This is a genomic window from Rhodococcus sp. NPDC057297, assembly GCF_042667435.1.
In the GTDB taxonomy this organism is placed as follows: Bacteria; Actinomycetota; Actinomycetes; order Mycobacteriales; family Mycobacteriaceae; genus Rhodococcoides.
This window is the reverse complement of sequence record NZ_JBHUZE010000006.1, coordinates 146,548-170,659: the sequence shown is the minus strand read 5'-3', so window position 1 is coordinate 170,659 and position 24,112 is coordinate 146,548. Positions and strand designations below refer to the sequence as shown.

The following is a 24,112-nucleotide window of genomic DNA, read 5'->3' as shown; positions in this document are numbered from 1 at the left end:
AGCCCATCCTGGGGTCTCCGGTTGGTCGAAGGTCAAGCCCGGTTCTTCACCGTCGGTTCGAACGAACCTGCCGGTACATTCGAAGGATGAGCATCGAGGTACCCACCGCCCCGCAACGCGGTCGCCGACGCGTCGGCCGCTGGCTCGCGGCCTTCGTCGCGGTCGTCGTGGTGGTGGCGGGCGCCGTGCTGTGGTTGGCCCCGAGCCGGTACCTGCCGTGGGACACGACGCCGTTTCCCGACGTCGACACGTCCGCGCTCACCACCGAGCAAGCGACCGTCGTCGAGCTCACCAGAGCGGAGCACGAGCGTCAGCGCCCCGGCACGTTCTACTCCGAGGGCGTCGAGGAAGCCTGGTGCGCGAACTTCGTCAGCTGGATCATGCGTGAAGCGGGCCGCCCGCTGAGCAACCCGCATTCCGGAAGTTGGCGCATCCCCGGGGTGTACACGTTGACCGAGTACTACCAGCAGCAGGGCACGTTCGAGCCCAAGGGCTACTCACCCACCGTCGGCGACGTGGTGCTGTACGACAACAGCAGCTGGGTCGGCCAGCACACCAATATCGTCGTCGCGGTCGACGGAGACACCGCGACGACGGTCGGCGGCAACGAACTCGGAAAGATCCGCGTGCACACCGTCGACGTTCGGTCCGACTCCGCGATAGTCGGTTTCGGCAGACTCTCCTAGCTCAGCTGTTTCTTCTGCACCTTCCCCATCGCGTTCCGAGGCAGCGAATCCACGACACGGATTTCCCTGGGCCGCTTGTGGTTGGACAACTCGGACGCCACCAGGTCTATCAACACCGTCGGCTCCACACCTGATCCGACGACGAACGCAACGATTCTCTGCCCCAGGTCTTCGTCCGGAAGCCCCACCACGGCCACCTCGTCGACCGTTGCGTGACCGAGCAGTACCGTCTCGATTTCCCCTGCCCCGATGCGATAACCGCCGGACTTGATCAGATCCGTCGACGCGCGACCGACGATGCGGTGGAATCCGTCGGGCTCGATCACCGCGACGTCCCCGGTGTCGAACCAGCCGTCGGCAGTGAAGGATTCGGCGGTTGCGTCGGGATTGTTCAGGTAGCCGTCGAACACCATCGGCCCACGGACCTGGAGCGCTCCGATGGATTCACCGTCGTGTGCAAGCACCGCGCCGTCCTCGCCCACCACCCGGGTTTCGACGCCGGCAACAGGAAGACCCACCGATCCCGGCCTGCGTTCTCCGTCGGCACGCGTCGACAGTGTGATCAGCGTTTCGCTCATGCCGTACCGCTCGACCGGCGCCTGACCGGTCAATTCGCGCAGTTTCTCGAACACGGGTACCGGCAACGGTGCGCTCCCCGAGACAAGCAGACGGGCACCGGACAGTGCGCGAGCGGAGTCGGCGTCCGCGGCGACCCTCGACCAGACAGTCGGAACTCCGAAGTAGAGCGAGCCGCCCGCGGCTGCGTACAGCTCCGGCGTCGGCTTGCCAGTGTGGATCACGGGACTTCCCACCCGCAGCGGTCCCAGCAGACCGAGAATCAATCCGTGCACGTGGAACAGCGGAAGACCGTGCACCAGTGTGTCTTTCCACGTCCACTGCCATGCCTCGGCGAGGGCGTCGATTCCCGCGGCGATGGCCTCACGCGAGAGAAGTACACCTTTCGGTGGGCCGGTGGTGCCCGAGGTGTAAAGAACGAACGCCGTCGAGGACGGGTGCGGGTCCGGGTAGCTGTGCCACGATCGAGCGTGTTGGCGCACGGGTAGCACCTGCAGCCCGGCGGTGTCGTCGGGAGCGACTCCGAGCCACGCCTGGGCACCGGAGTCTCGAAGAATGTGAGCACGTTCCGCGGGTCCCGCGTCCGGGGGCACGGGAACGATCGTCACGCCTGCGATCAGACACCCGACCACCGCCAGCACCGTCTTCACCGACGGCGTTGCCAGCACGGCAAGCCTGTCGGCCTGGGCGACGCGCTCCGCCACGGACGTCGCGGCCCCGAGAATGTCCCCCCTCGACAGCGAGACCCCGTCGATGGTGACGGCGTCGGGAATATCGTCTCCGCGCGCAACGGCGAGTGGGTTCAGTGAACGAAGCAGCACATGGTTACCGTACATACATGGACGCCGATGGAATCGACTCCGGCGACTACGCCGAATATCTGACGGTCCCGGCAGGCAGCTTGCAACCCGGGGTATACCTCATCGGTACCGACGCCGAACAGGACGTCGATACCGACGAGGACTCGGACGAACTGACGAACGACACCGCCGACGACGACGATCTCGACTTCGACCATGTCACCGACAGTGCGCCGCGGCTTGTGTATTCGGTGCAGTCCGACGATTTCTGGACACGCGTCGAACTTGCCGACCTTCGGGCCGGTCAACTCTACGAGGAGCAGTTCGCCCGCAACCCGTCGACGAACACCGAACCGAAGAGGTTCACTACGGTCGAGGCGTTCGGCAGCACCGAACTGGTGTACATCCTGCGTATCAGGCGCGGCGGCTGGGATGTCGGTTAGCGGCCAGAACCGCAGTGAGCTCCTCGGCGTACGCCAGCTTCTTCCGCAGGTTCGCGCACGCTGCCTCGGCTCGTGCGTGACACTCGTCGACGAAAGCGCCTGCCTCTTCGATACCGTCGCCGCCCGAGTCGATGGTGTCCAGCGAGGCCAGTAGTCTTCTCATCTCGTCGAGCGTGAATTCCAGCGGCTTCATGCGGCGGATCACCAGCAGCCGCTCGACGTCGGTGTCGGTGTACAAGCGAAACCCGCCGGCGCTGCGCTCCGACGGGGGCACCAAGCCCACCTCGTCGTAGTGGCGGAGCGTTCTGATGGACAAGCCGGTACGTTCGGCGACTTCACCGATCTGCATGTGCGCAGCCATGATTCAGCCTTCTCCGCCGAGGCGTCCGGTCAGTCGATCATGCCTTTCCTTACTTGCCCCGGCCAGTCCGACGATGGAGACGTGTTTGCCGTACTTGGCGTATTTCGTCGTCACGGCATCGAGGGTAGCAACGGTCGACGCATCCCAGACGTGCGCGTCGGACAGGTCGATGACGACGTTGGCCGGGTCTGTCGCGTAATCGAACTGGTGGATCAGGTCGTTGCTCGATGCGAAGAACAGTTCGCCGCGTACGCCGTAGACCCGGGTGTCGTCGTCGGGATGCGCGATCTCGACGACCTCCGTGACGTGCGCGACGCGACGCGCGAACAGGATCATCGCGACGACGACACCGACGATGACGCCGTAGGCCAGATTGTCGGTGGCGACCGTGACCGCCACGGTTGCCACCATCACAGCGGTTTCGCTGAGTGGCATGCGGCGCAGGGTCTTCGGCGCGATCGAGTGCCAGTCGAACGTCGCGAAGCAGACCATGATCATCACGGCTCCGAGAACCGCCATCGGTATGCGCGCGACGACGCCGCCGAAGACCACCACGAGGACGAGCAGGAACGCTCCCGCGAGGAACGTCGAGATCCTGGTCCGGGCTCCGGAAATCTTGACGTTGATCATCGTCTGGCCGATCAATGCGCACCCTCCCATGCCTCCGAACGCGCCGGTCACGATGTTCGCGACACCGAGCCCGGCGCCTTCCCTCGTCTTGTTCGACGGCGTATCGGTCACGTCGTCGACTAGTTTCGCGGTCAACAGGGATTCGAGCAGTCCCACGAGCGCCATGGCGAAAGCGAAGGGCGCGATGATCTTCAGCGTCTCGAGATTCATCGGAAGGTCCGGGAAGAACAGCGACGGCAGCGACGACGGCAACTCCCCTTCGTCGCCGACGTTCGGGATCTGCACTCCGAACACGACGGTGACGACGGTCAGAGCCGCGACGGCAACCAGCGGCGCCGGAATCGCGGTGGTGAGGCGGGGCAGAACCACCATGATGACGATCGCGGCCGCGGCAATCGGAAACACCAGCCACGACACGTCGACGAAGTATCGGATCTGGGCGATGAAGATCAGAATCGCCAGCGCGTTGACGAATCCGACCATGACGCTGCGGGGAATGAACCTCATCAGCTTCACTGCCCCGAACGCGGTGAGGACGATCTGCATCAGTCCACCGAGCAAGACCGTCGCGACCAGATAGTCGAGACCGTACTTCGGGACGATCGGAGCGATGACCAGCGCGACCGAACCCGTTGCGGCGGAGATCATCGCGGTTCTGCCGCCGACGATCGCGATGGTGACTGCCATCGTGAACGCGGAGAACAGACCGACGCTCGGATCGACACCGGCGATGATCGAGAACGAGATCGCCTCGGGAATCAACGCCAGGGCGACGACGAGTCCGGCGAGGATCTCGGTTTTGAGGATCTTGGGTGAACGCAGCGCGCTCAGTACATCGGTCGGCACGTAGCGCTACTCTACCCTCACGTGAGGGTAGAGTTCGCCTTCAGGAGAGCAACCGCTCCGCTGCCGCGTGGATTCTCTCGTCGGTGGCGGTCAGTGCGATACGCACATGCTGGGTTCCGCTCGGGCCGTAGAACTCCCCCGGCGCAGCAAGGATGCCCCGCTCGGCAAGCCAGTCGACCGTGTCGCGGCAGTACTCGCCGCGCGTCGCCCACAGGTAGAGACCGGCCTCGGAGTGGTCGACGGTGAATCCGGCCTTCTCGACGGCAGACTTCAGTTCGGTCCGGCGGGCACGGTACCGCTCACGCTGCTCGTTCTCGTGCGCGTCGTCGTTCAAGGCTGCGGTCATGGCCGCCTGCACCGGAAGAGGAACCATCATGCCTGCGTGCTTACGCACCTCGAGCAGATCCTTCACCAGCACCGGGTCACCGGTCACGAACCCGGCGCGGTAACTGGCCAGGTTCGACGTCTTCGACAGCGAGTGCACCGCCAGCAGGTTGGTGTGGTCCCCATCGGACACACGCGGATCGAGGACGGACACAGCATCCGCCTCCCACGTCAGACCGAGGTAGCACTCGTCGGACACGACGACGGCACCCCGTTCCCGTGCCCACGCGACCACCTTGCGCAGGTGATCGACCGGAAGCACCTTCCCGGTGGGATTGGACGGTGAGTTCACGAACACCAGCGACGCGTTCTCGGGTCCGAGTCGGTTGAGACCGTCGGCCCGGGTGACCCGCGCGCCCGCGAGCAGGGCCCCGACCTCGTACGTCGGGTAGGCGAGCTCCGGGATCACCACGAGATCGTCGGCGCCGAGGCCGAGCAGCTTCGGCAGCCAGGCGATCATTTCCTTGGTGCCGATGGCCGGGAGCACCGCGGACGGTTCTACTCCGGTGATTCCGTAGCGACGAGCCAGCGACTCGGCGGCTGCACGTCGCAGCGCGTCCGTGCCCAGAGTCGTCGGATAGCCGGGCTGGTCCGAGACCGAGCTCAGAGCGTCACGGATGACCGGAGCGACAGGGTCGACCGGCGTACCCACCGACAGGTTGACGATGCCGTCCGGGTGCGCCGACGCCTTGTCCTTGGCCGCGGTCAGCGAATCCCACGGAAAATCCGGGAGTCCAGCGGCAACGGAGATGCGCGCCAACGTCAGTTCTCGGCCATGGGGGGAAGTGCTTTGACGAACGGTGAGTCGTGGTCGACCCGTCCGAGCTTGGCCGCGCCACCGGGCGAACCCAGTTCGTCGAAGAAGTCGACGTTGGCGCTGATGTAGCCGTTCCACTGATCCGGAACGTCGTCCTCGTAGAAAATGGCTTCGACCGGGCAGACCGGCTCACAGGCACCGCAGTCGACGCACTCGTCGGGGTGGATGTACAGCATTCGGTTGCCCTCGTAGATGCAGTCCACCGGGCATTCTTCGATGCATGCCTTGTCCATCACATCCACGCACGGTTCCGCAATCGTGTAGGGCACTGCTGCTCTCCCTCCCTTTCCGCAAAGTCGGCGCCACGATCCGATCGAACCTAGCGCCCTGAAGATCCTAGTATCGCGCCGGAGAATTCCGACAACCAGCGCAGGGTGTCCTCACTTACGCACAGTCACTTTCGAGCCTACGTGGCTCGCGTCGTTCCGGTGCGCACGGATCCACTGCCTCCCCTCGTCGGCAGCCCGGGACAGGGCACCACGTTCTCCCAGGTATCCGGCGACGCCCCCGACGACCGGGATGGCCGACAGCACCCGGAGCACGCCCCGGCTACGTGGACGTTTCGCCAGCTCGCCGGACACATCGCGCAGTACGTTCGCTACGTCCCACATCCCGCGCAGCAACGCGAAAGGCCCGTGACCTCTCGGCGTGGCAGGACGCTCGGGTTCGGGGGCGGAGAGATCGATCTCACGTTCGCACAGCACCGACGCGAGCATGCGGACGTGATCCGCTCGGTCGGTGACGCCGCTCTCGCGCGCCACCGCGACCAGGACCATCGCCTGGTTGGCGAAACCGAGCAGGTCCTGCAGCGGAAGCCGGTTGACGAGAACGCCGAACACGCCAGGGAACGCAACTGCGACGGTGTTCAGCGCGCCGATGCGCGCCACCCACCACTGCGATCGCGCGTCCTCGTCGAGCGCCTGCCAGCCCTTGGTCCCCGGAAAGTCGGTCGCGTCGAGCGCCGACGCCAGCGTGTCGAGGACCTTGTCGAGCGCTGTGTCGGTGTCCGTCGGCGTCCTGAACGTTCTGCCTTTGAGTCCCACCGGATCCCGCTGGGCCAGCAGGTCGAGTACGGGGTCGATGATGGCGACGGCACGCCCCAGAGCCGCCGCGACGGTGCGATCTTCCATATCAGACCAGCTCCACGGCAGGGACACGGTCGACGAGTTCGTAGGTCGTCGTGCGCTCACGTGCCTCGCGCCCGATTCCGTTCGCGATCTCGTGCAACTCGGCGACGGTCTTCTCCGACCCGTTCTGGCTGCCCGCCATCCGCGAGATGGTTTCCTCCATCAACGTTCCGCCGAGGTCGTTGGCTCCGCCGTTGAGCATCACCTGAGTTCCCGTGATCCCGAGCTTGACCCAGGACGTCTGGATGGAGTCGATCCGGCCGTGCAGCATGATGCGCGCCAACGCATGGACAGCGCGGTTGTCCCGATTGGTCGGGCCGGGACGCGACGCACCCGCCAAATACAACGGCGACGACTGGTGCACGAACGGCAGCGGCACGAACTCCGTGAACCCACCGGTCTTGTCCTGAATCTTCTTGAGCACGTTCATGTGTCCGACCCAGTGCGACGGGTTGTCCACGTGCCCGTACATCATCGTCGAGCTCGAGCGCAGTCCCACCTCGTGCGCGGTGGTGACTACCTCGATCCACTCGGCTGCGGGCAACTTGCCCTTGGTCAACACCCAGCGGACCTCGTCGTCGAGTATCTCGGCGGCGGTGCCGGGGATGGTGTCCAGGCCGGCCGCCCGGAGTTCCGTCAGCCACTCACGGATCGACTGGCCGCCGCGCGAGGCCCCGTTGACGATTTCCATCGGGGAGAACGCGTGCACGTGCATCGACGGCACACGCTCCTTCACTGCACGCACCAGATCCGCGTAGCCGGTGACCGGCAGCTCCGGATCGATGCCACCCTGCATGCACACCTCGCTCGCCCCCGCGACGTGTGCCTCCCATGCACGATCGGCGACTTCGGACGTCGACAGCGTGAAGGCGTCGGCGTCGCCCTTACGCTGCGCGAACGCGCAGAATCGGCAGCCGGTGTAGCAGATGTTGGTGAAGTTGATGTTCCGGTTGACGACGTAGGTGACGGTGTCTCCGTTGACCTGTTTGCGCAGATCGTCGGCCAACGCCGCAACGGCATCCATGCCAGGGCCCTCGGCCGTCGCCAACGCGAGATACTGCTCGTCCGACAGCCCTGCCGGGTCCTTCTCCGCCGCATTCAACGCCGACACCAGGTCTCGGTCGACCCGCTCGAGGCCCGCCAGGTCACGAACCTGCTCACGGATCGACTCCCAGTCACCGAACGCGTTCGCGAGATCGCTTCGAGTCTCGGTGTTTCGGCCTTCGGTGTCGATCTCGGTGTTCAGGTCGACACGTCCCGACGATTCCCACTCCTCGTCCGGCTCCTGCCACGGCTGCCCTTCCGGGATGACGCCTTCGCGCGCCATCCCCGTCTCGGGGTCGGCCAGCGCCTTGACGTGCGCGGAGATCCTCGGATCGATCCAGGGCGCGCCGGCGAGGATGTACTGCGGCTGCGCCGCGGTCCGCTCGACGAGGGTGTATCCCGCGGCCTGGCTCAGCTCGGCGAGTGTGTCCAGATTCGGCCACGGCCGCTCGGGATTGACGTGGTCCGGCGTCAACGGGGACACACCGCCCCAGTCGTCGACGCCCGCGCCCAGCAACGCAGCCGTCTCCTCGGCCTCGACGAGGTTGGGCGGAGCCTGAATTCGCATGGCCGGCCCCAGCAGAATCCGAGTCACCGCGATGGTCGCGAGGAACTCTTCCATGCCGGCATTCGGCGCCTGCCGCATCGCGGTGTCCGGCTTGGCGAGGAAATTCTGCACGATGATTTCCTGCACATGCCCGAATGCCTTGTGCACCTTGCGGATTGCCATGATCGACTCGGCCCGGTCACGGATGGTCTCGCCGATTCCGACGAGGATGCCCGTGGTGAACGGAATGTTCAACCGGCCTGCGTCGGTCAGCGTGCGCAAGCGCACCTCGGGATCCTTGTCGGGGCTGCCGTAATGCGCCTGCCCCTTCTCCTCGAACAACCGACGCGACGTGGTCTCGAGCATCATGCCCATCGACGGCGCGACGGGCTTGAGACGCGAGAGTTCCTGCCACGACATCACACCCGGATTCAGGTGCGGCAGAAGACCGGTCTCCTCCAGCACCTTGATCGCCATGGCGCGCACGTAATCCAACGTCGAGTCGTAGCCACGCGAATCGAGCCATTCCTTGGCCTCCGGCCACCGCTCCTCCGGGCGATCACCGAGCGTGAACAACGCCTCCTTGCAGCCCAACGCCGCACCCTGCCGAGCGACCTCGACGATCTCGTCGGGATCCATGAACAGCCCGTGGCCTTCTGCCTTCAGCTTTCCCGGGACCGTCACGAACGTGCAGTAATGGCACTTGTCCCGGCACAACCGCGTGATCGGCACGAACACCTTGCGCGAATAACTGACGGTGGCCTCTCGCCCGGCCGCCAACAGTCCGGCGTCGCGAACCCGAGACGCCGACGCCATCAGGTCCACCAAGTCGTCGCCGCGAGCATGCAGCAGCACAGTGGCTTCGTCGACGTTCAGGCTGACACCGTCACGCGCGCGCCGGAGCACCCGACGCATAGCGGACGGTGCAGGGGCTTTCTCGGCTGCGGAAGCTTTCTCTGTTGCGGACGGCACGGAAACGGGATCGGGCAACATGGTCACCAGTCGATCATGCTCCTCCGACACACGGACGTGCCACCGGGACCGCTTCGCGCGTGGATCGTCACGGCAACGACCGGATCACCCTGCAGGGGTTTCCCGCTGCAAACGTGCTCGGCGCAACATCCCTCGTCACCACACTCCCCGCGCACGTTCCATCCCACCGCGCAGGGTGCAACCCACGCTTTCACTACAACCTGCGCAGCCATCCCCCTGGTGACCGAACGCCACGTTCGGTCCCCCAGCCTTCCTCGCGCACGTTCCATCCCACCGCGCAGGGTGCAACCCACGCTTCCGCTACAACCCGCGCAGCCGGAGTGTGCGGATAGGGTCTGTAAGCATGATCACGATGACCGACCCGGCGTGGCGTCCGAGTCCCCGTGCCAAGCAGTTGTGGGCGATCAATGCCACGTTGATCTGGATTCCAGTGTTCGTTGCACAGGTCGTATGGGCGGTGGTCGTGGAAACGTGGACGACGTGGCCGCACGTCACGGTGTTCGGGGTGTCGGTCGTGCTCGCGGCACTGGACATCGTGGTGACGCCGATCTGGCGGTATCGAGTACACCGCTGGGAGATCAGCGACACCGCGGTCTACACCCGCACGGGGTGGTTCAACCAGGAGCGACGTGTCGCCCCGATCAGCCGGGTGCAGACAGTGGACACCGAGCGTGGTCCGATCGATCGCCTGCTCGGGTTGTCGACGGTGACGGTGACGACGGCGTCCTCCGCGGGTGCTGTCAAGATCACGGCCCTCGACAAGGAGGTTGCAGACAAGACCGTCGCACAGCTGACCGACATCGCGGGACGGACGTTGGGCGACGCCACATGAGCGACGAACTTCTCGCCGAGGAAGAGCAGCAACCGTGGCTGCGGCTCGACAAGCGGATGCTGCTGGTACATCCGATCAACGAGGCAGTGAAGGTTCTGCCGGTCCTGCTGGTGTCGTTCATCGTCGGCAGTCGGAGCGGCAATCATCTGTGGGGCTTGATCATCGTCGCGGTGGTCGTCGTGTTCGCGATTCTGCGCTGGTTCACCACGAGTTACCGAATCGGGCCGGTGCACGTGCAACTACGCACCGGCGTTTTTCAGAAAAAGCTCCTGTCGGTGCCGCGCAGCCGCATTCGGTCCGTGGACATCGAGGCCGGTGTGCTCCACCGCGTGCTCGGTCTGTCGATCCTGCGCATCGGCACGGGTCAACAGGCGGGCAAGGGTGAGAAGTTCGAGCTGAACGCACTCGACTCGAAGGTCGTACCTGCCCTGCGCGAAGAGCTGCTCGAGCGAGTCACGAGACGGCCGGACTATCCGAACGAAGCGCCACCGGCAGAGAACGAGATCGCGCACTGGCGGACGTCGTGGGTGCGCTATGCGCCGTTCTCGTTCACCGGCGTCGTCACCATCGCCGCAGCGATCGGTGTCCTGTTCCAGTACGGATTCGCGGAAACGATCACCGAGTCCTCGGTTGTCACCGACAGCATCGACTCCGCCGAGCGATTCGGGATCGCAGTGGTGGTCGTGGTCGGACTGCTCGTCCTGCTGGCGATAGCGAGCGTCTTCGCCTGCGTCCGCTACCTGATCGCGTACGGAAACCTGACGGTCACCGACGACGGGACTCGACTGCACGTCGCACACGGACTGCTGAGGACTCGGTCGACGACGCTCGACCGTAAGCGCCTGCGCGGGACGTCACTGTCCGAGCCGCTGCTGCTGCGGGTCGCGAAAGGCGCGAAGCTCGACGCCATCATGACGGGCGTCAGTGCAGAGAAGAAGGAGTCGTCGCTACTACTGCCCCAGGCTCCCGCTGCCGAAGCCAGACGAATGATGACCGTCGTTCTCGGTGACGCGGGACTCCACGGTGACGCCAGGAAACCATTGGTGGTGCACGGCCCGGCGGCACAGCGTCGACGCTACACACGGGCCGTGCTCCCCGTCGCCGTCGTCGCAGCAGGCGTCGGCGTCGCAGAGTACGTAGGTGCACCGATCCCCCTCCTCGTCTGGGCCGCACTGGCTGTTCTGTTCGTCGGTGCACTCTCGGTTGCCTGGGACCGCTGTCGGGGTCTCGGCCACGCCGTTCTACCGGGTTGGCTGATCACCCAGCACGGTTCGCTGGATCGCAAGCGCCACAGCCTCGAGGCCGCAGGAATCATCGGGTGGACCGTGCGCCAGAGCTTCTTCCAGCGCCGCGCCGGGGTCGCGACCATCGTCGCCGCGACCCCCGCGGGGGTCGGTCACTACGAAATTCTCGATGTGCCCGTCGACCAGGCGTGGTCACTCGTGGAGGCAGTGACACCGGGAGCCGGTGACAAGTGGGTCACGCGCTGACGCCGTCGTCCTGCGCTCGTGGTGTCAGCGCGGGCATCTGCCATACCGCGACTACGGCGGCGACGACGATGTAGACCGCCGCGACCACGAACGCCTGATGGAAGACCTCGGTTCTGGCGATGCGGACGGCCACCGTGTCCGTGTCGTCGACGACAGGAATGCTGCTGAAGGCGATGGTGGCTGCCACTGCCACGCCGAGCGAGCCGCCGAGCTCTTGGCTCGTGCCGATCACCCCAGCAGCAACGCCCGCGCGTTCCTCGGACACATCGGATTGCGCAGCAATCTGGAGACAGACGAATGCGATGCCCATCCCTGTGCCGAGAAGGACGAATGCCGGCAGCATGTCGATCCAGTACGACGACTCCGGGGGTGCCAGTCGAAGCAGCACGGTCCCGACGAGGATCGACGCGAATCCGACGAGCAGCACGAACTTGGCCGAAACACGTCCTGTCAGACCGCTGGCGATTGCAGCACCCAACACCACAGTCAGCGCCAGTGGTAGGTACGCGAATCCTGTTGCCAACGGCGATAGTTCGAGTACCTGTTGAAGGAAAAGGCTGACGAAGAAGAACAAGGTCACCACCACGCCCAGCAGAAGCACTGTAACGATGTTGGCGGTTCTCAACGCCCGTGACGCGAATACCTCGAACGGAATCAGCGGATCCCGTACCCGTGTTTCGACGCCGACGAACGCGACGAGCACGACCACGCCGACGATCCCTGCGACTTGCACGAGCTGATCTCCCCACCCTGCTTCGATCGCACGTGCGAGAGCACTGATGACGGCCAACAGGCCACCGGTCAACATCACGGAGCCGACGAGATCGAACGACGAAGCGCGCCCATGACTTTCGGGCAACACACGCGGAGCCACCACAAGTGCGAGCACGGTGACCGGAACATTGACGAAGAACACCCAGCGCCAGTCCAGTAGATCGGTGACGACTCCTCCGAGCACGACGCCCGCAACGGAGGCGAGCCCGGTGAGCCCGCCCCACACACCGAGCGCCTTGTTCCGATCGTCGCCCTCTCTGTAGGTGAGCGTCAGGATGGCCAACGCCGAGGGCGCCATCAACGCCGCGCCGACGCCCTGCACTCCACGTGAGACGAACAGAACGACCTGATCACCGGCCAAGCCCGCGATCAACGACGCCAGACCGAACAAGGCCAGCCCGCATTGCAGCACGGTTCGTCGCCCGAAGCGATCGGCCAATCGTGACCCGAGAAGCAGACACCCGCCAAGCAGGGTGCCGTACGCAGTCACGACGTACGGCAGGTTGCCCTCGCGAATGTCGAGGGCCTCTTCGATCGAGGGCAACGCCACGTTGACGATCGACACATCCAGAAACACCATGAACTGGGAAACGCCGAGGAAAACCAGAACAGACCATTTGCGCGACACCATGATCGCCCCCTTTGTTGTCGTCGAATGTTCGAGAACGACGTTGACGCTAGCGCTGCCGGATACTAGGTTCCTAGAGGAAACCAAGTACCCCTGGAGGTCACGTGCCGCACGAACCCACTGCCAGCAATGGGTGCCCGATCACGCCGGTCGTCGATCTCGTGTTCAGCCGGTGGACCACGCCGATTCTGTGGACTCTTCATCACGAGGGGCCGATGCGGTTCAGCGAACTGCGCGCTCGCATCGGAGCGACGGCGAAGGTCTTGACCGACAGGCTTCGTCAGCTCGAACGCGACGGGCTCGTCACCCGGACGATGTATCCGGTGGTTCCACTTCGGGTGGACTACGAGATCACCGCGTTGGGAAGCAGCCTGCAGCCGGTCTTCAGCGCGTTGGTGACCTGGTCGGACGAGAACTTGGCGCACGTCACCACGTCCCGAAACACGTTCGACGAGGCATCCGCTCCAGGCAACCCGTGGGCGCGATGATCCCGCGAGACATTCCTCGACTCGACGCGGCGATATCGCAGTGCCGGGCCTGCCGACGCCTCGTGAACTGGCGTGAAAAGGTCGCCGTCGAGAAACGGGCGGCGTTTCGCGACGAAACCTACTGGGGCAGAGCGGTCCCTGGGTTCGGGCCGGCAAATGCACGCGTTCTGATAGTCGGGCTCGCGCCCGCAGCCCACGGAGCCAATCGCACCGGGCGTATGTTCACCGGCGACCGAAGCGGCGATTTCCTCTATGCGGCGCTGCACGCCGTCGGATTGGCCAACCAGCCCACGTCGACGCACATCGGAGACGGCCTCGAACTACGAGGTGTACGAATCACCGCTCCGGTCCACTGCGCTCCCCCGGACAACAAGCCGACGGTCACCGAGCGAGATCGATGCCAGAAGTGGCTGGACATCGAACTGCGCCTGCTGAAGCCGACACTGCGATCGATCGTCGTCCTCGGCGGCTTCGGCTGGCAATCACTGCTGCCGATGCTCGAGCGAAACGGGTGGGAAGTTCCGCGACCGCGGCCGAAGTTCGGCCACGGGGTGCACGTCCAACTCGACGGCGTCCGTTTGTTCGGCAGCTACCACGTCAGCCAGCAGAACACCTTCACCGGGAGGCTGACCCCGACGATGATCGAGAATGTGCTCCGGGATGCGGGTGAGCATGCGGGGTTGCTGTGAGGCGTTGCAGCCTCCAGCTGAACAGCAGTACCCCCGGTGGAACGAGTCCGCCGAGAAGCAGAATCGCCGTGCGCCAGTCCGCCAGGAGTAGGACGTCTCCGCCGGGGCCGCCGAACATGCACAGCAGGACGGCGACGAACCACGCGATCAGCGGCGACGCGATGGCCAGCGGTTCCTCGGCGACCTTGCGGGCCGCGAACAGCAACGCAACGTTCGCAGCCCCGGCAAGAAGCGCACTCACCGGGAACGGCACCGAGCCGAGGTAGGTGGGAAGAAACAGGATCGACAGAACGCCGCACAGAAAACCGTCGAAGATCAGTACTGCGAGAGTTGCCCTCGACACGAGGACGACAGCATTGGATGCGGCCTTCGAGATCATGCGTCCAATACTGACGTATCGAGATCGATCAGGAGACCGGCGGGTATCCCAACGAGGTCAGCAAGTTGCTCAGCGCTGAAGCGATATCGGTCAGTCCCTGCTGGTAGAGCATTTCCTGCCGCGGAAAGTCCGGCATGAGCGAGTTGACGAACGCGACTATGGCGTCCTGCACGATCCAGTTGTACATGTGTGACCCACCCCAGATGCAATCAAATTAGTGATTCACGCCATATCCTAGTACGCCGGCGAACAGATCCGTTTCCCTACCCGACGAATCGAGGTCCGCCGGTTCGCCGCGGACCAGCACGTACTGCTCGTCGGCGAGGATGGGTTGCACGATGTTGTTGGACAGCGCGTACTCGACACCCGACGGCGCCACGGTCACCTGAGTGGCGTGGGCACGCAGGGCATCACGTTTGAGGTCGAAGACCTCACGTACATCGATCGACGTCGTCACGACGCTCTCCGGAACCGACGGGAGTTCACCGTCCTCCGGCATCCTCCAACCGTCGGGCACCTCGCCGATCGCGTCGATACCGTCGTGCAGCTGCTTCTCGCCGGTGACGGTCCAGTAGAACTTCCTCGGCGTACACGGCGCTCCCGCGCCCGGATAGTGATCCGTTCCTGCCAGGTCGAACGCTTCCGTCACCAGAGAATGCACTTGCTGGTGATCCGGGTGACCGTAGCCGCCCTCCGGGTCGTAGCCGACGATCACGTCCGGCTGCACACTGCGCACCACCGACAGCATCGCTTCGAGCGCCTCGTCTCGATTCGCGTTGACGAACGCCCGCGGATTGGACGCCGCCGCCGTACCGGCCATTCCCGAGTCGCGGTACTTCCCTGCTCCGCCGAGGAATCTCGGAGGCTGTGCACCGAGAACTGCCAGCGCCCTGTCCAATTCGAGGATGCGGTATCCACCGAGCTGGTTCGCTTCGTCGACCACGAGGTGTGCCCACGTGTCTCCGATGACCTCGCCCTCCTCGCCGAGCGAGCACGTCAGGACCGTGACTTCCACGCCTGCTCGCGCGTAACGCGCGATGGTGCCTCCGGTGGTGATGGTCTCGTCGTCCGGATGTGCGTGAACGAGTAGCAGTTTCACTTGGTCGGTGTCCTCACCCATTTCGATGCGTCGCCGAAAATCCCCGTTTCGATGGGACCGGCCAACGACGCACCTTCCACACCGGTGCCCGCTGCGACGACGGAAGAATCCTGCATGATCGGGAGCACCGCGGCCAACTCCCAGAGCTTCGGCTCGGCTTCGGCGACGAGGCGGTCGACCGGCAGTTCCCCTCGAAGCGCGCGGTCCACCGAGCCCTCGAGCTCGGGTACGCACAAGCCGGACAGATTGCTCGGAGACGGCAGAGGCGCGTCGTCGCCCTCGGCCTCCACTGGCGCGGGCGCGTCGGTCTGCGTTGCCGGGCAACCGAATCGAGACGCCATGACGGTTGCGGGGTCCACCCCGGCCGCGGACCACCCGACGATCGCGTCGACCTCGCTGTCGGTCAGAGCGGTGCTGTACAACTCCTCCGCGGGCAGCGCAGTGACCGTTGCTTTGATTCCTGCGCCGGACAGCTGGTCCGCTGCGGTGTTCGCGACGGCGATCGACACGGTGTCGTTCTCCACGGCACCGATCACGAAATCGAGAGGTACACCGGCTTTTCCGAGAGACCCGTCGGCCAAGGGGACGTATCCGGCCTGTTCCAGCAGCGTCAGTGCAGCCTCGCGAGTGATCGGAGCCGGAGCGGTAGTTTCGTAGCGCGTGTCCGACGGAGAGGTCAGATGCGCTCGGGCGGGATGATCGGCAGATCCGGATCCTGCTGCGACGGTGGACAACAGCGAGGAGTCGAGCAGTCCCAGCACTCCCCTCCGCACGATCGGGTCCGTCAGAACCGGCGTGCGCCCGTTCAGCGTCAGATCCAGAACGCGGGGTTGGAACCGAATCCCGGTGCGTATACCTGGAATTGCCGACAGCTGCGCTTCGGTGGCCGTGCCTGCCCGGACTTGCGCTGCCTGTGCATCACCCGAGCGCAGCGAGTCCGCGAGTTGCGCCGGAGTTCCACCACGGCGAAGCAGGATCTGGAACGGCAGGGCGGGCTCACCCCAGTAGCGGTCGTTACGCTCGAGCAGAATTTCGTCGCGCCCGCGGTCGATGGACTTGATGTTGAACTGACTGCCGGAGACGGGAACGTTGTCGCTGAGGCCGGTCTCGAAGCCGCCGGGTGAGTCCTTGAGCAGGTGGCTCGGCAGCAGGTCGGTGAACAGTCGCTGCCAGTTCGGGTACGGCTGAGACAGGGTGACGTCGACGGTCTTGCCTCCACCGGACGAGGCCACGTCCTCGATGAGCGCGTATCCAGCGGGATCGACGACGCCTGGCTGCGAGATCATCTGCTGCCATAGGTATCTGAAGTCCTCGGCGGCGATCGGCGCACTGTCGGACCACTGTGCGTCGTTGCGCAGCTGGTATCTGACCGTGAACGGATTCTGCGACGTAACCTCGGCCGACACGAGGACGGTAGAATCCAGGGCCCAGACGGTGCTCGCCGGGTCGTTCGGATCGGCGATCGGACGGAAGGGGCTCGGTAGGACGAGCGAACTGACCGCAGAATTGGCCGGCGACTGATCCGAGAGCAGATGGGGATTGAAACCGATCCCCACATCGTCGATGGCCACGACCACTCGGTCACCGGTCTCGGTCGGCGCCGGAGTGGTCGTCGTGGTCTCGGGGGTGGGTTCGCTCTCGACAGGAGGCGGCGGATTGGCCGTGCAGGCTGCCAACACCAGTGCAATGGCTGCGACTGCAATGCCACTCTTCGTCCGCCGCACTATGGCCGCTCCTTCGTCGTTGCCCAGCACCTGTCCATCCCACAGGCACCACCATCGTTCCAGCGTGGTGACCCTCTGCAGAGTCACCACGCTCGAACGGCTACCTCGAGCCCAGAATGTACCGAAACAGGCTGATTACAGAGCAGCCTTGTCGCGGGACTTGCTACGCGAACGCTCGCGAGCGCGCTCGTTGGAATCGAGGTGCACCTTGCGGACGCGAACGACCTCGGGTGTCACCTCGACGCACTCGTCGCCTGCACAGAACTCCATGGCCATTTCCAGGTCCAGCTTCTTGGGCTTGGCGAGGGTCTCCATGACGTCGGCGGAGGACTGACGCATGTTGGTCAGCTTCTTCTCGCGGGTGACGTTGATGTCGAGGTCTTCCTGACGCGGGTTGATACCCACGACCATGCCCTCGTAGGTGTCCGCGCCGGGCTCGACGAAGAACGTTCCGCGGTCGGCCAGCTGAATCATGGCGAACGGGGTGACGCTTCCGCTGCGGTCCGAGACGAGCGAGCCGGTGTGGCGTGCACGGATCTCGCCTGCCCACGGTGCGTAGCCGTGGAAGACGGCGTTGGCGATACCGGTGCCGCGGGTGTCGGTGAGGAAGTCGGTGCGGAAACCGATCAGGCCTCGCGACGGGACGATGAACTCCATGCGAACCCAGCCTGCGCCGTGGTTCGTCATCTGCACCATCTTGCCCTTGCGTGCCGCGAGGAGCTGGGTGACGCTGCCGAGGAATTCCTCGGGGGTGTCGATGGTGAGCTCCTCGAAGGGCTCGTGGATCTTGCCGTCGACCTGGCGGGTGACCACCTGTGGCTTTCCGACGGTGAGCTCGAAGCCCTCGCGACGCATCTGCTCGACGAGGATGGCGAGTGCGAGCTCACCACGACCCTGGACCTCCCAGGCGTCGGGACGACCGATGTCGAGGACCTTGAGCGAGACGTTGCCGACGAGCTCGGAGTCCAGACGGCTCTTGACCATACGAGCGGTCAGCTTGTGGCCGCTGACGCGTCCGACGAGCGGGCTCGTGTTGGTGCCGATGGTGACCGAGATGGCCGGCTGGTCGACGGTGATGCGGGGTAGGGCGACCGGGTTTTCCAGGTCGGCCAGGGTGTCACCGATCATGATGTCCGGGAAACCGGCCACGGCGACGATGTCGCCCGCGACACCCTTCTCGCCGGGAACGCGCTCGACACCGATGGTGTTGAGCAGCTCGGTGACCTTGGTCTTCTGGACGACGGGCTCGCCGTCGACTTCACGCATCCAGCTGACGGTCTGGCCCTTGCTGAGCGTGCCGTTGTGGATGCGGACGAGCGCGAGGCGGCCGAGGAAGGCCGACGCGTCGAGGTTGGTGACGTGAGCCTGGAGCGGCGCGTCGACGTTGCCCTTGGGTGCGGGAACGTAGTTGAGGAGGACGTCGAACAGTTCGTCGAGGTTCTCCGCGTCCGGTGCGCTGCCGTTCTCGGGCTGCACCTTCGATGCCTTGCCCTCACGGCCGGAGGCGTACAGAACGGGGAGGTCGAGGGCGAGCTCGGCTGCCTCGGACGCTTCGTCGTCGAGGTCCGACGCCAGGTCCAGCAGCAGGTCGTGGCTCTCGGAGACCACCTCTTCGATGCGCGCGTCGGGACGGTCGGTCTTGTTCACGACCAGGATGACGGGCAGCGACGCGGCGAGCGCCTTACGCAACACGAAGCGCGTCTGCGGCAGCGGGCCTTCGGACGCGTCGACGAGCAGGACGACGCCGTCGACCATCGAGAGGCCGCGCTCGACCTCTCCACCGAAGTCGGCGTGGCCGGGGGTGTCGATGACGTTGATGACGGTGATGGTGCCGTCAGGGTTGTGGCGGTGAACGGCGGTGTTCTTCGCCAGGATGGTGATGCCTTTTTCCTTCTCGAGGTCACCGGAGTCCATGACTCGGTCCACGAGTTCGGCGCGTTCCTCGAACGCTCCCGACTGCCGCAGCATGGCGTCGACCAGCGTGGTCTTGCCGTGGTCGACGTGTGCAACGATGGCTACGTTGCGGAAGGTTGTGGTGCTGTCGATGTTGTCTGCACTGCTTGGGGCGCTCACGCGAAAAATTCTCCTGGGTCGAATGCGGGCTCTTGTTCGCTAGCGGGCTTATGTCGCTAGAGAAGCGCGCTGCACCGCGAGGTTCTCGCGACCGATCGAGTTTACCCGCTCGCACAGGGTGACCTGCACCACGCAGTACTGTTGGGTAGGAATTCACCTCGAAGTCGAGCAAAGCGGAGCCAAGAAAATGGGCAAGGTCAAGGCCAAGGACATCTCGGGTCTGAAGCCCAAGAAGAAGTGTTGCCGCAAGAAAACACGGTGCTTGAAGTGCCCCGTCGTCATCATGCGTATGAAGAAACTCGAGGACGCGGGCGCCACCGGCAAAGACTTGAAGAAGGGTCTCAAGAAGGCCCGGGCTGCCTGAGAAAGGCACTCAATTCGGAGACCCAGGCGCGATCGGCGTCGACGAGGTCCATCGTGGACAGCGCGGACGCATCCACCCAGCGAAGCGCGGAGTGATCGAGCGGTACCGGGTTACCGGAGATCAGCTCGACGCGGTAGGCACGGAGCACACGGCCTTCGGCCAACGCGACATCACCGGTCAACGCATGCCCGACGGCGGTCTCGACGCCCAGTTCCTCCCGCAGTTCCCGTGCCAACGCAGCCTCGGGGGTTTCGCCCGGTTCGACTTTTCCGCCGGGAAGCTCCCACAGTCCGGCGAGTTCGACGGGTCGCGCGCGCTGCGCGAGCAGCAACAATCCGTCGGCGACGATTGCTCCTGCCACCACGAGACGCTCGTTCGTGCCACCATCGTCTGTCATGGCCGACCTACTCTCCGATTCCGATGTCGACGACGCGCTTCGCGCCCTTCCACAGTGGCGACGAGTGGACTCGTCGATCGTCCGCATCGTCGAACTTCCGACGTTCCCTACCGCGATCGAGTTCGTCTCTCGTGTGGCGGCTGCTGCGGAAGCCGCCGACCATCATCCGGACATCGACATTCGATGGCGAAAGCTGACCTTCACCCTGTCGACGCATTCGGCGGGCGGGCTCACGCAGAAGGATGTTGATCTGGCGCATCGGATCGACGCGTTGTTGCCCGAAGACTGAGCATCTGCGCACGCAGACGATCCCTACCGAGGTAGATGACCCAGCCGTAGACGAGCACGATTCCGACGATGTCGACGGCACCGAACCAGGCGAGCACGCCGGGCCGGGAGACCAGCCAGATCGATTCCTGAAAGAAGCTGAGTATCCACGGCACGCCGACGAGCGTGGTGAGCAGCCAGAATCCGGCGACGACGCGGGTACCGATTCGTCGCCGGTCGGGGCCGTGCAGCAACCACACCAGCATCGGCATGACCCAGACCCAGTGGTGGGACCAGGAGATGGGCGAGACGGCGAGCCCGAGCAGTTGGACGATGATCAGGGTGCCGAGAAGGTCACCGGGGCGTAGTGCCCGCCACGCAGCGACCGCGAGTGCTGCGATCACCAGGACGCCGGCGATCCAGGCGACGGACGATTCGACGTCGTATCCCGCGATGCGGCTCATCGCCCCTCGGAGCGACTGGTTCCACACCGATCCGACGGGACCGATGCGGTCGGCGTCGCCCAGCAGTGTCGTGAAGTACGTACCCGCCTGGTGTCCGAGGACCGCGTAACTGACGGCGACAGTCGCCCCGAATGCGACGGCCGAGAAGGCAGCAGCTTTCCATCGTCGGGTGGCGAGGAAGAACAGTCCGGTGATCGCGGGCGTCAACTTGATACCGGCGACGAAACCGACGATGCCGCCGGCGACCCACCATCGGGAGCTGCGTACCGCGAGCACCGCCCCCAGGGCGAGGAATACGTTCACCTGCCCGTAGTCGAGTGTGGTGCGTACCGGTTCGGTCCACAGAGCCAGCGCGGTCCACGCCATGGCGGGCCGCACCGTTGCCGCGTCGTCGCCGAGGATCATCTCGAGGGCGAGCTTGACCAGCAGGAACATTGCGGCCATCGTCGCGAGCTGCCAGCACACGCCGACGAAGGTGAAGGGCAGGTAGTGCAGCGGGAAGAATACGAGAGCCGCGAACGGCGGATACGTGAACGGCAGCGGAAAGTCCGGCGTCTCTTCGGAATAGGTGAAGTCGTAGAGATCGTCCCGTAGCAGCGCTGCAGATCCGTCGACGTAGACGTGCAGGTCGACGAGGTTCATCCCGTTCTCGGTCGCGAACGCCCAGACGAGACGTGCGATCACGGACAAGAGGAGCAGCAGGGGTGCGAGGCGAAGAATCGACAGACGGGGCGGGGGGTTCACTGAAGTAACTGCTCCCGTTCGATTCGACCGCGATTGACGCCTGAGCCTATAGGGCGTCGGATCTGGTTCCGAAACAGCCGTTCACAGAAATTCTTCGACGTCGTATTGGATTGTCACATATAACAGTTTCATCACCAGTAACACTATTCACTTCTGCAACAGGCTAATCTACGGTGGCAGTCTGGCATCGGCATCGGCTGTACAACGATGGGCCGTATACATAGAGTGACCCCTCGAGCCAGCAACAGTTCCACGGCCCGCTTTCGATGAGGATGGGGAAATCAAGTGCTTCGTAACGGGGTAACGCGCAGGACCGTCACCGCAGTAGCTGTGACAATCGCTGCCGCGCTGGCAGTGCCGGCCACCGCATCGGCCGAGCCTGCACTGCAGGCCCCGGCCGCTCCCGAGTCCCCGACTCCCGAAACACCGTTGCCTCCCTTCTTCCTTCCCACTCCGGATCAGCCGCTTCCCGATTACGCACAGATCGAAGCCCTCGCCTCGTTCGCTCCGGCTATTCTCGGCGCTGCAGCCGGTCCGACGGATGTCGCCGCTGCTCCTCAGGCGGATCTTCTCGCCCAGGCGCGCGCACTTCTCGAGAACTCGGCCTTGCCGGATCAGGTCAAGTCCACCCTCGAGCGGGTCATCACGTTCCTGGACGGTTCCGGCGGCGGTGGCCCCGAGCTTCCCCCCGCGGACGGGCCGGTCATCGCGCAGTTCCTGTACCCCACCATCGGCAAGGGATGCATCTCCGACAGCGCAGACTCGGTCGGCACGGCGCTGGCAGTACCCGGCCCGGCCACGCTTCCCCCTCCCGGCCCGCCCGCCGGCCAAGCAGGTTTCGTGTTCACCGCACTCGGCACCGCGCCCGTCGCGCAGGTCCAGGAAGCTCCGCTGACGGTCACGTGGCTCAACCTCGACAACCGTCGCACGGGCACCACGGAACTCACCGGCGCGTCGAACATCAACCCGGACGGACCGGCCACCGTCTCGGCTATCGCCGACACCGGTCCGGGCCGCGTGCTCGCCGTCGTCTCGGGTTCGATCACGACGCAGTCCAAGGAAGATCCCGCCGCCCCGGCACGCACGTGCGGATTCCTGCCGACCATCGGGACTGTGTTCGTTCCCTGATCGACCGAGCCTGACCGCCCCCTGGCCGGCATTGCCCATTAGGGTTTGCTGGTGAGCAAACCTGTCGCATTCGTAGCGGTCACCTACGCATTCACCATCGCGATGATGGGCACGACCATGCCCACTCCCGTGTACTCGCTCTACCAGGCCGAGTTCGGGTTCTCGGTGTTCGTCGTGACCGTGATCTTCGCAGCGTATGCGCTCGGCGTGCTGGCCGCTCTCCTCGCGTTCGGGCGGTGGTCCGATTCGCTCGGTAGGCGACCGCTCCTGCTCGCAGGCGTGGCGCTCGGCATCGCCAGCGCTCTGGTGTTCATCTTCGCCGGGTCCGTTGCTGCGCTCCTCGTCGGTCGTGTTCTGTCGGGCCTGTCCGCGGGCATCTTCGTCGGCACGGCAACGGTCACCTTGATGGAGCTGGCTCCCGGTCCACGACCGGGGCCTGCAGCAACGAGCACTTCGCAGTGGAAGTCCAGAGCTCCCGCCATAGCCACTGCGGCGAACATCGGCGGGCTGGGGCTCGGACCGCTCGTGGCTGGTCTGCTGGTCGAGTATCTCCCCGAGCCGACGCACCTGACCTTCGTCGTGAACCTTGTGCTGCTGGTCCTTGCCGGCGTCGCCGTGTTTCTCATTCCGGAACCGGTGACGGTGTTGCCCGGCGCGCGGCCTCACATGCAGAGGTTGTCCGTGCCGGCTCCGGTGCGTGCCACGTTCGTGCGAGCGTCGATCGGCGGGTTCGCCGGTTTCGCCGTTCTCGGGCTGTTCACAGGCGTCTCTCCCGGATTCGTCACACAGGTGCTGGGAGTGCAGAACCACGCGGTGGTCGGCGCTGTCGCCTTCGTGACGTTCGCGTCGTCTGCTGTCGCACAGATCGCGCTTCGTGGGCTCGGCACGACTGTCGCGCTGCGTGGCGGGTGCATCACGCTCATCGTCGGCGTCAGCGCTCTATGCCTCGCTCTGGCCACGGCGTCTCTACCGATCCTGCTGGTCGCCGCTGTGGTGTGCGGTATCGGCCAGGGCGTCACGTTCAGCAAGGGATTGGCGTCGGTGACCGAGAAGCTACCAGCGGATCGGCGCGCAGAGGTGACGTCGACACTGTTCGTCGTCCTCTACGTCGCGATTTCTGTCCCCGTCATCGGCGCAGGTGCTGCGGCGACAGCGTGGGGCCTCGTCACTGCGGGTGTTGTGTTCTCGGCGGTCGTTGCGGCTTTGGCCGTCGTGTCGTTGATTCTGCTGTTCGGAAGTACGGCAGTGAATCAGGAGCCGAGCGAATCCGAGAAAAGCTGATAGAAATACGCCGCGATCGCATAAATGACATCGATGA

25 protein-coding genes are annotated in these 24,112 nt (G+C 64.9%); 10 read left to right on the top strand and 15 right to left on the bottom strand.

All coding sequences use genetic code 11. The features are described 5' to 3' along the window. The first annotated feature begins 86 nt into the window (after nt 1-86). Nucleotides 87-686, top strand: a complete 600-nt coding sequence (locus ACFULT_RS18700) for a CHAP domain-containing protein (RefSeq protein ID WP_378482123.1) — start codon at nt 87-89, stop codon at nt 684-686. Here the strand turns inward: ACFULT_RS18700 and ACFULT_RS18695 are convergent. Further along, nucleotides 683-2,098: an acyl-CoA synthetase gene (locus ACFULT_RS18695; protein WP_378482122.1), complete on the bottom strand. Its 1,416-nt coding sequence runs from the start codon at nt 2,096-2,098 to the stop codon at nt 683-685. The genes ACFULT_RS18700 and ACFULT_RS18695 overlap by 4 nt on opposite strands. 2 nt (nt 2,099-2,100) lie before the next feature. Here ACFULT_RS18695 and ACFULT_RS18690 point away from each other — a divergent pair, with 2 nt between their 5' ends. Continuing rightward, nucleotides 2,101-2,505: a hypothetical protein gene (locus tag ACFULT_RS18690; RefSeq protein ID WP_037105936.1), complete on the top strand. Its 405-nt coding sequence runs from the start codon at nt 2,101-2,103 to the stop codon at nt 2,503-2,505. On the opposite strand, the gene ACFULT_RS18685 is transcribed toward ACFULT_RS18690, so the two are convergent. The 6 genes from ACFULT_RS18685 to ACFULT_RS18660 all read right to left on the bottom strand — a co-directional run bounded on the left by ACFULT_RS18685 (nt 2,477) and on the right by ACFULT_RS18660 (nt 9,254). Beyond that, nucleotides 2,477-2,866: a MerR family transcriptional regulator gene (locus ACFULT_RS18685; RefSeq protein WP_378482121.1), complete on the bottom strand. Its 390-nt coding sequence runs from the start codon at nt 2,864-2,866 to the stop codon at nt 2,477-2,479. The two genes, ACFULT_RS18690 and ACFULT_RS18685, sit on opposite strands and share 29 nt — an antisense overlap. Nucleotides 2,867-2,869: 3 nt before the next feature. Continuing rightward, on the bottom strand, nt 2,870-4,342 hold the full coding sequence (locus ACFULT_RS18680) for a SulP family inorganic anion transporter (protein WP_378482120.1): 1,473 nt from the start codon (nt 4,340-4,342) through the stop codon (nt 2,870-2,872). Nucleotides 4,343-4,382: 40 nt separating this feature from the next. Beyond that, the gene (dapC, locus tag ACFULT_RS18675; RefSeq protein ID WP_094720888.1) at nt 4,383-5,486 is read right to left on the bottom strand and encodes a succinyldiaminopimelate transaminase; all 1,104 of its coding nucleotides are present in this window, start codon (nt 5,484-5,486) and stop codon (nt 4,383-4,385) included. Between the two features lie 2 nt (nt 5,487-5,488). Continuing rightward, entirely contained in the window at nt 5,489-5,812 is a 324-nt protein-coding gene (gene fdxA, locus ACFULT_RS18670; protein WP_019665415.1) for a ferredoxin, read from the bottom strand. A 111-nt stretch (nt 5,813-5,923) separates the two neighbouring features. Next, complete coding sequence (locus ACFULT_RS18665) at nt 5,924-6,673, bottom strand: hypothetical protein (RefSeq protein WP_037105919.1); 750 nt, start codon at nt 6,671-6,673, stop codon at nt 5,924-5,926. 1 nt (nt 6,674) lies between these two features. Next, nucleotides 6,675-9,254, bottom strand: coding sequence for a bifunctional FO biosynthesis protein CofGH (locus ACFULT_RS18660; protein WP_378482177.1), 2,580 nt, complete (start codon nt 9,252-9,254; stop codon nt 6,675-6,677). Between the two features lie 343 nt (nt 9,255-9,597). Here ACFULT_RS18660 and ACFULT_RS18655 point away from each other — a divergent pair, with 343 nt between their 5' ends. Both ACFULT_RS18655 and ACFULT_RS18650 read left to right on the top strand, forming a co-directional pair. Beyond that, complete coding sequence (locus ACFULT_RS18655) at nt 9,598-10,086, top strand: PH domain-containing protein (protein ID WP_378482119.1); 489 nt, start codon at nt 9,598-9,600, stop codon at nt 10,084-10,086. After that, complete coding sequence (locus ACFULT_RS18650) at nt 10,083-11,576, top strand: PH domain-containing protein (protein WP_378482118.1); 1,494 nt, start codon at nt 10,083-10,085, stop codon at nt 11,574-11,576. Before ACFULT_RS18655 ends, ACFULT_RS18650 begins: the two co-directional genes overlap by 4 nt. Here the strand turns inward: ACFULT_RS18650 and ACFULT_RS18645 are convergent. After that, a complete protein-coding gene (locus ACFULT_RS18645) occupies nt 11,566-12,981 on the bottom strand; it encodes an MFS transporter (protein ID WP_378482117.1) in 1,416 nt (471 codons plus the stop codon). The two genes, ACFULT_RS18650 and ACFULT_RS18645, sit on opposite strands and share 11 nt — an antisense overlap. Before the next feature lie 101 nt (nt 12,982-13,082). Here ACFULT_RS18645 and ACFULT_RS18640 point away from each other — a divergent pair, with 101 nt between their 5' ends. Together ACFULT_RS18640 and ACFULT_RS18635 are read left to right on the top strand one after the other, a co-directional pair. Then, a complete protein-coding gene (locus tag ACFULT_RS18640; protein ID WP_094720883.1) occupies nt 13,083-13,466 on the top strand; it encodes a helix-turn-helix domain-containing protein in 384 nt (127 codons plus the stop codon). After that, nucleotides 13,463-14,155 carry a uracil-DNA glycosylase gene (locus ACFULT_RS18635; protein WP_212556235.1) on the top strand — a complete coding sequence of 231 codons (693 nt, stop codon included), beginning with the start codon at nt 13,463-13,465 and terminating at the stop codon, nt 14,153-14,155. The genes ACFULT_RS18640 and ACFULT_RS18635 overlap by 4 nt, the downstream gene beginning before the upstream one ends. Here ACFULT_RS18635 and ACFULT_RS18630 read toward each other — a convergent pair. From ACFULT_RS18630 to typA, 5 genes are all read right to left on the bottom strand, one after another. Further along, on the bottom strand, nt 14,082-14,534 hold the full coding sequence (locus ACFULT_RS18630) for a hypothetical protein (protein WP_037105901.1): 453 nt from the start codon (nt 14,532-14,534) through the stop codon (nt 14,082-14,084). The two genes, ACFULT_RS18635 and ACFULT_RS18630, sit on opposite strands and share 74 nt — an antisense overlap. 28 nt (nt 14,535-14,562) lie before the next feature. After that, a complete protein-coding gene (locus tag ACFULT_RS18625; RefSeq protein ID WP_019665422.1) occupies nt 14,563-14,721 on the bottom strand; it encodes a hypothetical protein in 159 nt (52 codons plus the stop codon). A gap of 27 nt (nt 14,722-14,748) precedes the next feature. Next, a complete protein-coding gene (gene mshB / locus ACFULT_RS18620) occupies nt 14,749-15,654 on the bottom strand; it encodes an N-acetyl-1-D-myo-inositol-2-amino-2-deoxy-alpha-D-glucopyranoside deacetylase (protein ID WP_037106347.1) in 906 nt (301 codons plus the stop codon). After that, the gene (locus ACFULT_RS18615) at nt 15,630-17,357 is read right to left on the bottom strand and encodes an ABC transporter family substrate-binding protein (protein ID WP_378482176.1); all 1,728 of its coding nucleotides are present in this window, start codon (nt 17,355-17,357) and stop codon (nt 15,630-15,632) included. Before ACFULT_RS18615 ends, mshB begins: the two co-directional genes overlap by 25 nt. Nucleotides 17,358-17,492: 135 nt before the next feature. Further along, nucleotides 17,493-19,430, bottom strand: a complete 1,938-nt coding sequence (typA, locus tag ACFULT_RS18610) for a translational GTPase TypA (protein WP_020112613.1) — start codon at nt 19,428-19,430, stop codon at nt 17,493-17,495. 187 nt (nt 19,431-19,617) lie between these two features. Here typA and ACFULT_RS18605 point away from each other — a divergent pair, with 187 nt between their 5' ends. Then, a complete protein-coding gene (locus ACFULT_RS18605; RefSeq protein ID WP_019665427.1) occupies nt 19,618-19,794 on the top strand; it encodes a hypothetical protein in 177 nt (58 codons plus the stop codon). Here the strand turns inward: ACFULT_RS18605 and ACFULT_RS18600 are convergent. Next, entirely contained in the window at nt 19,772-20,191 is a 420-nt protein-coding gene (locus ACFULT_RS18600; protein WP_052059143.1) for a (deoxy)nucleoside triphosphate pyrophosphohydrolase, read from the bottom strand. The two genes, ACFULT_RS18605 and ACFULT_RS18600, sit on opposite strands and share 23 nt — an antisense overlap. On the opposite strand from ACFULT_RS18600, the gene ACFULT_RS18595 reads away from it, so the two are divergent. Next, a complete protein-coding gene (locus tag ACFULT_RS18595) occupies nt 20,190-20,480 on the top strand; it encodes a 4a-hydroxytetrahydrobiopterin dehydratase (RefSeq protein WP_378482116.1) in 291 nt (96 codons plus the stop codon). The genes ACFULT_RS18600 and ACFULT_RS18595 overlap by 2 nt on opposite strands. Here the strand turns inward: ACFULT_RS18595 and ACFULT_RS18590 are convergent. Then, entirely contained in the window at nt 20,422-21,666 is a 1,245-nt protein-coding gene (locus ACFULT_RS18590; RefSeq protein WP_378482115.1) for a mannosyltransferase, read from the bottom strand. The genes ACFULT_RS18595 and ACFULT_RS18590 overlap by 59 nt on opposite strands. Nucleotides 21,667-21,951: 285 nt before the next feature. Between ACFULT_RS18590 and ACFULT_RS18585 the strand changes: the two genes are divergently transcribed. Together ACFULT_RS18585 and ACFULT_RS18580 are read left to right on the top strand one after the other, a co-directional pair. Next, complete coding sequence (locus ACFULT_RS18585; protein WP_378482114.1) at nt 21,952-22,794, top strand: hypothetical protein; 843 nt, start codon at nt 21,952-21,954, stop codon at nt 22,792-22,794. Between the two features lie 51 nt (nt 22,795-22,845). Beyond that, nucleotides 22,846-24,075: an MFS transporter gene (locus ACFULT_RS18580; RefSeq protein ID WP_378482113.1), complete on the top strand. Its 1,230-nt coding sequence runs from the start codon at nt 22,846-22,848 to the stop codon at nt 24,073-24,075. Nucleotides 24,076-24,112 lie beyond the last annotated feature (37 nt).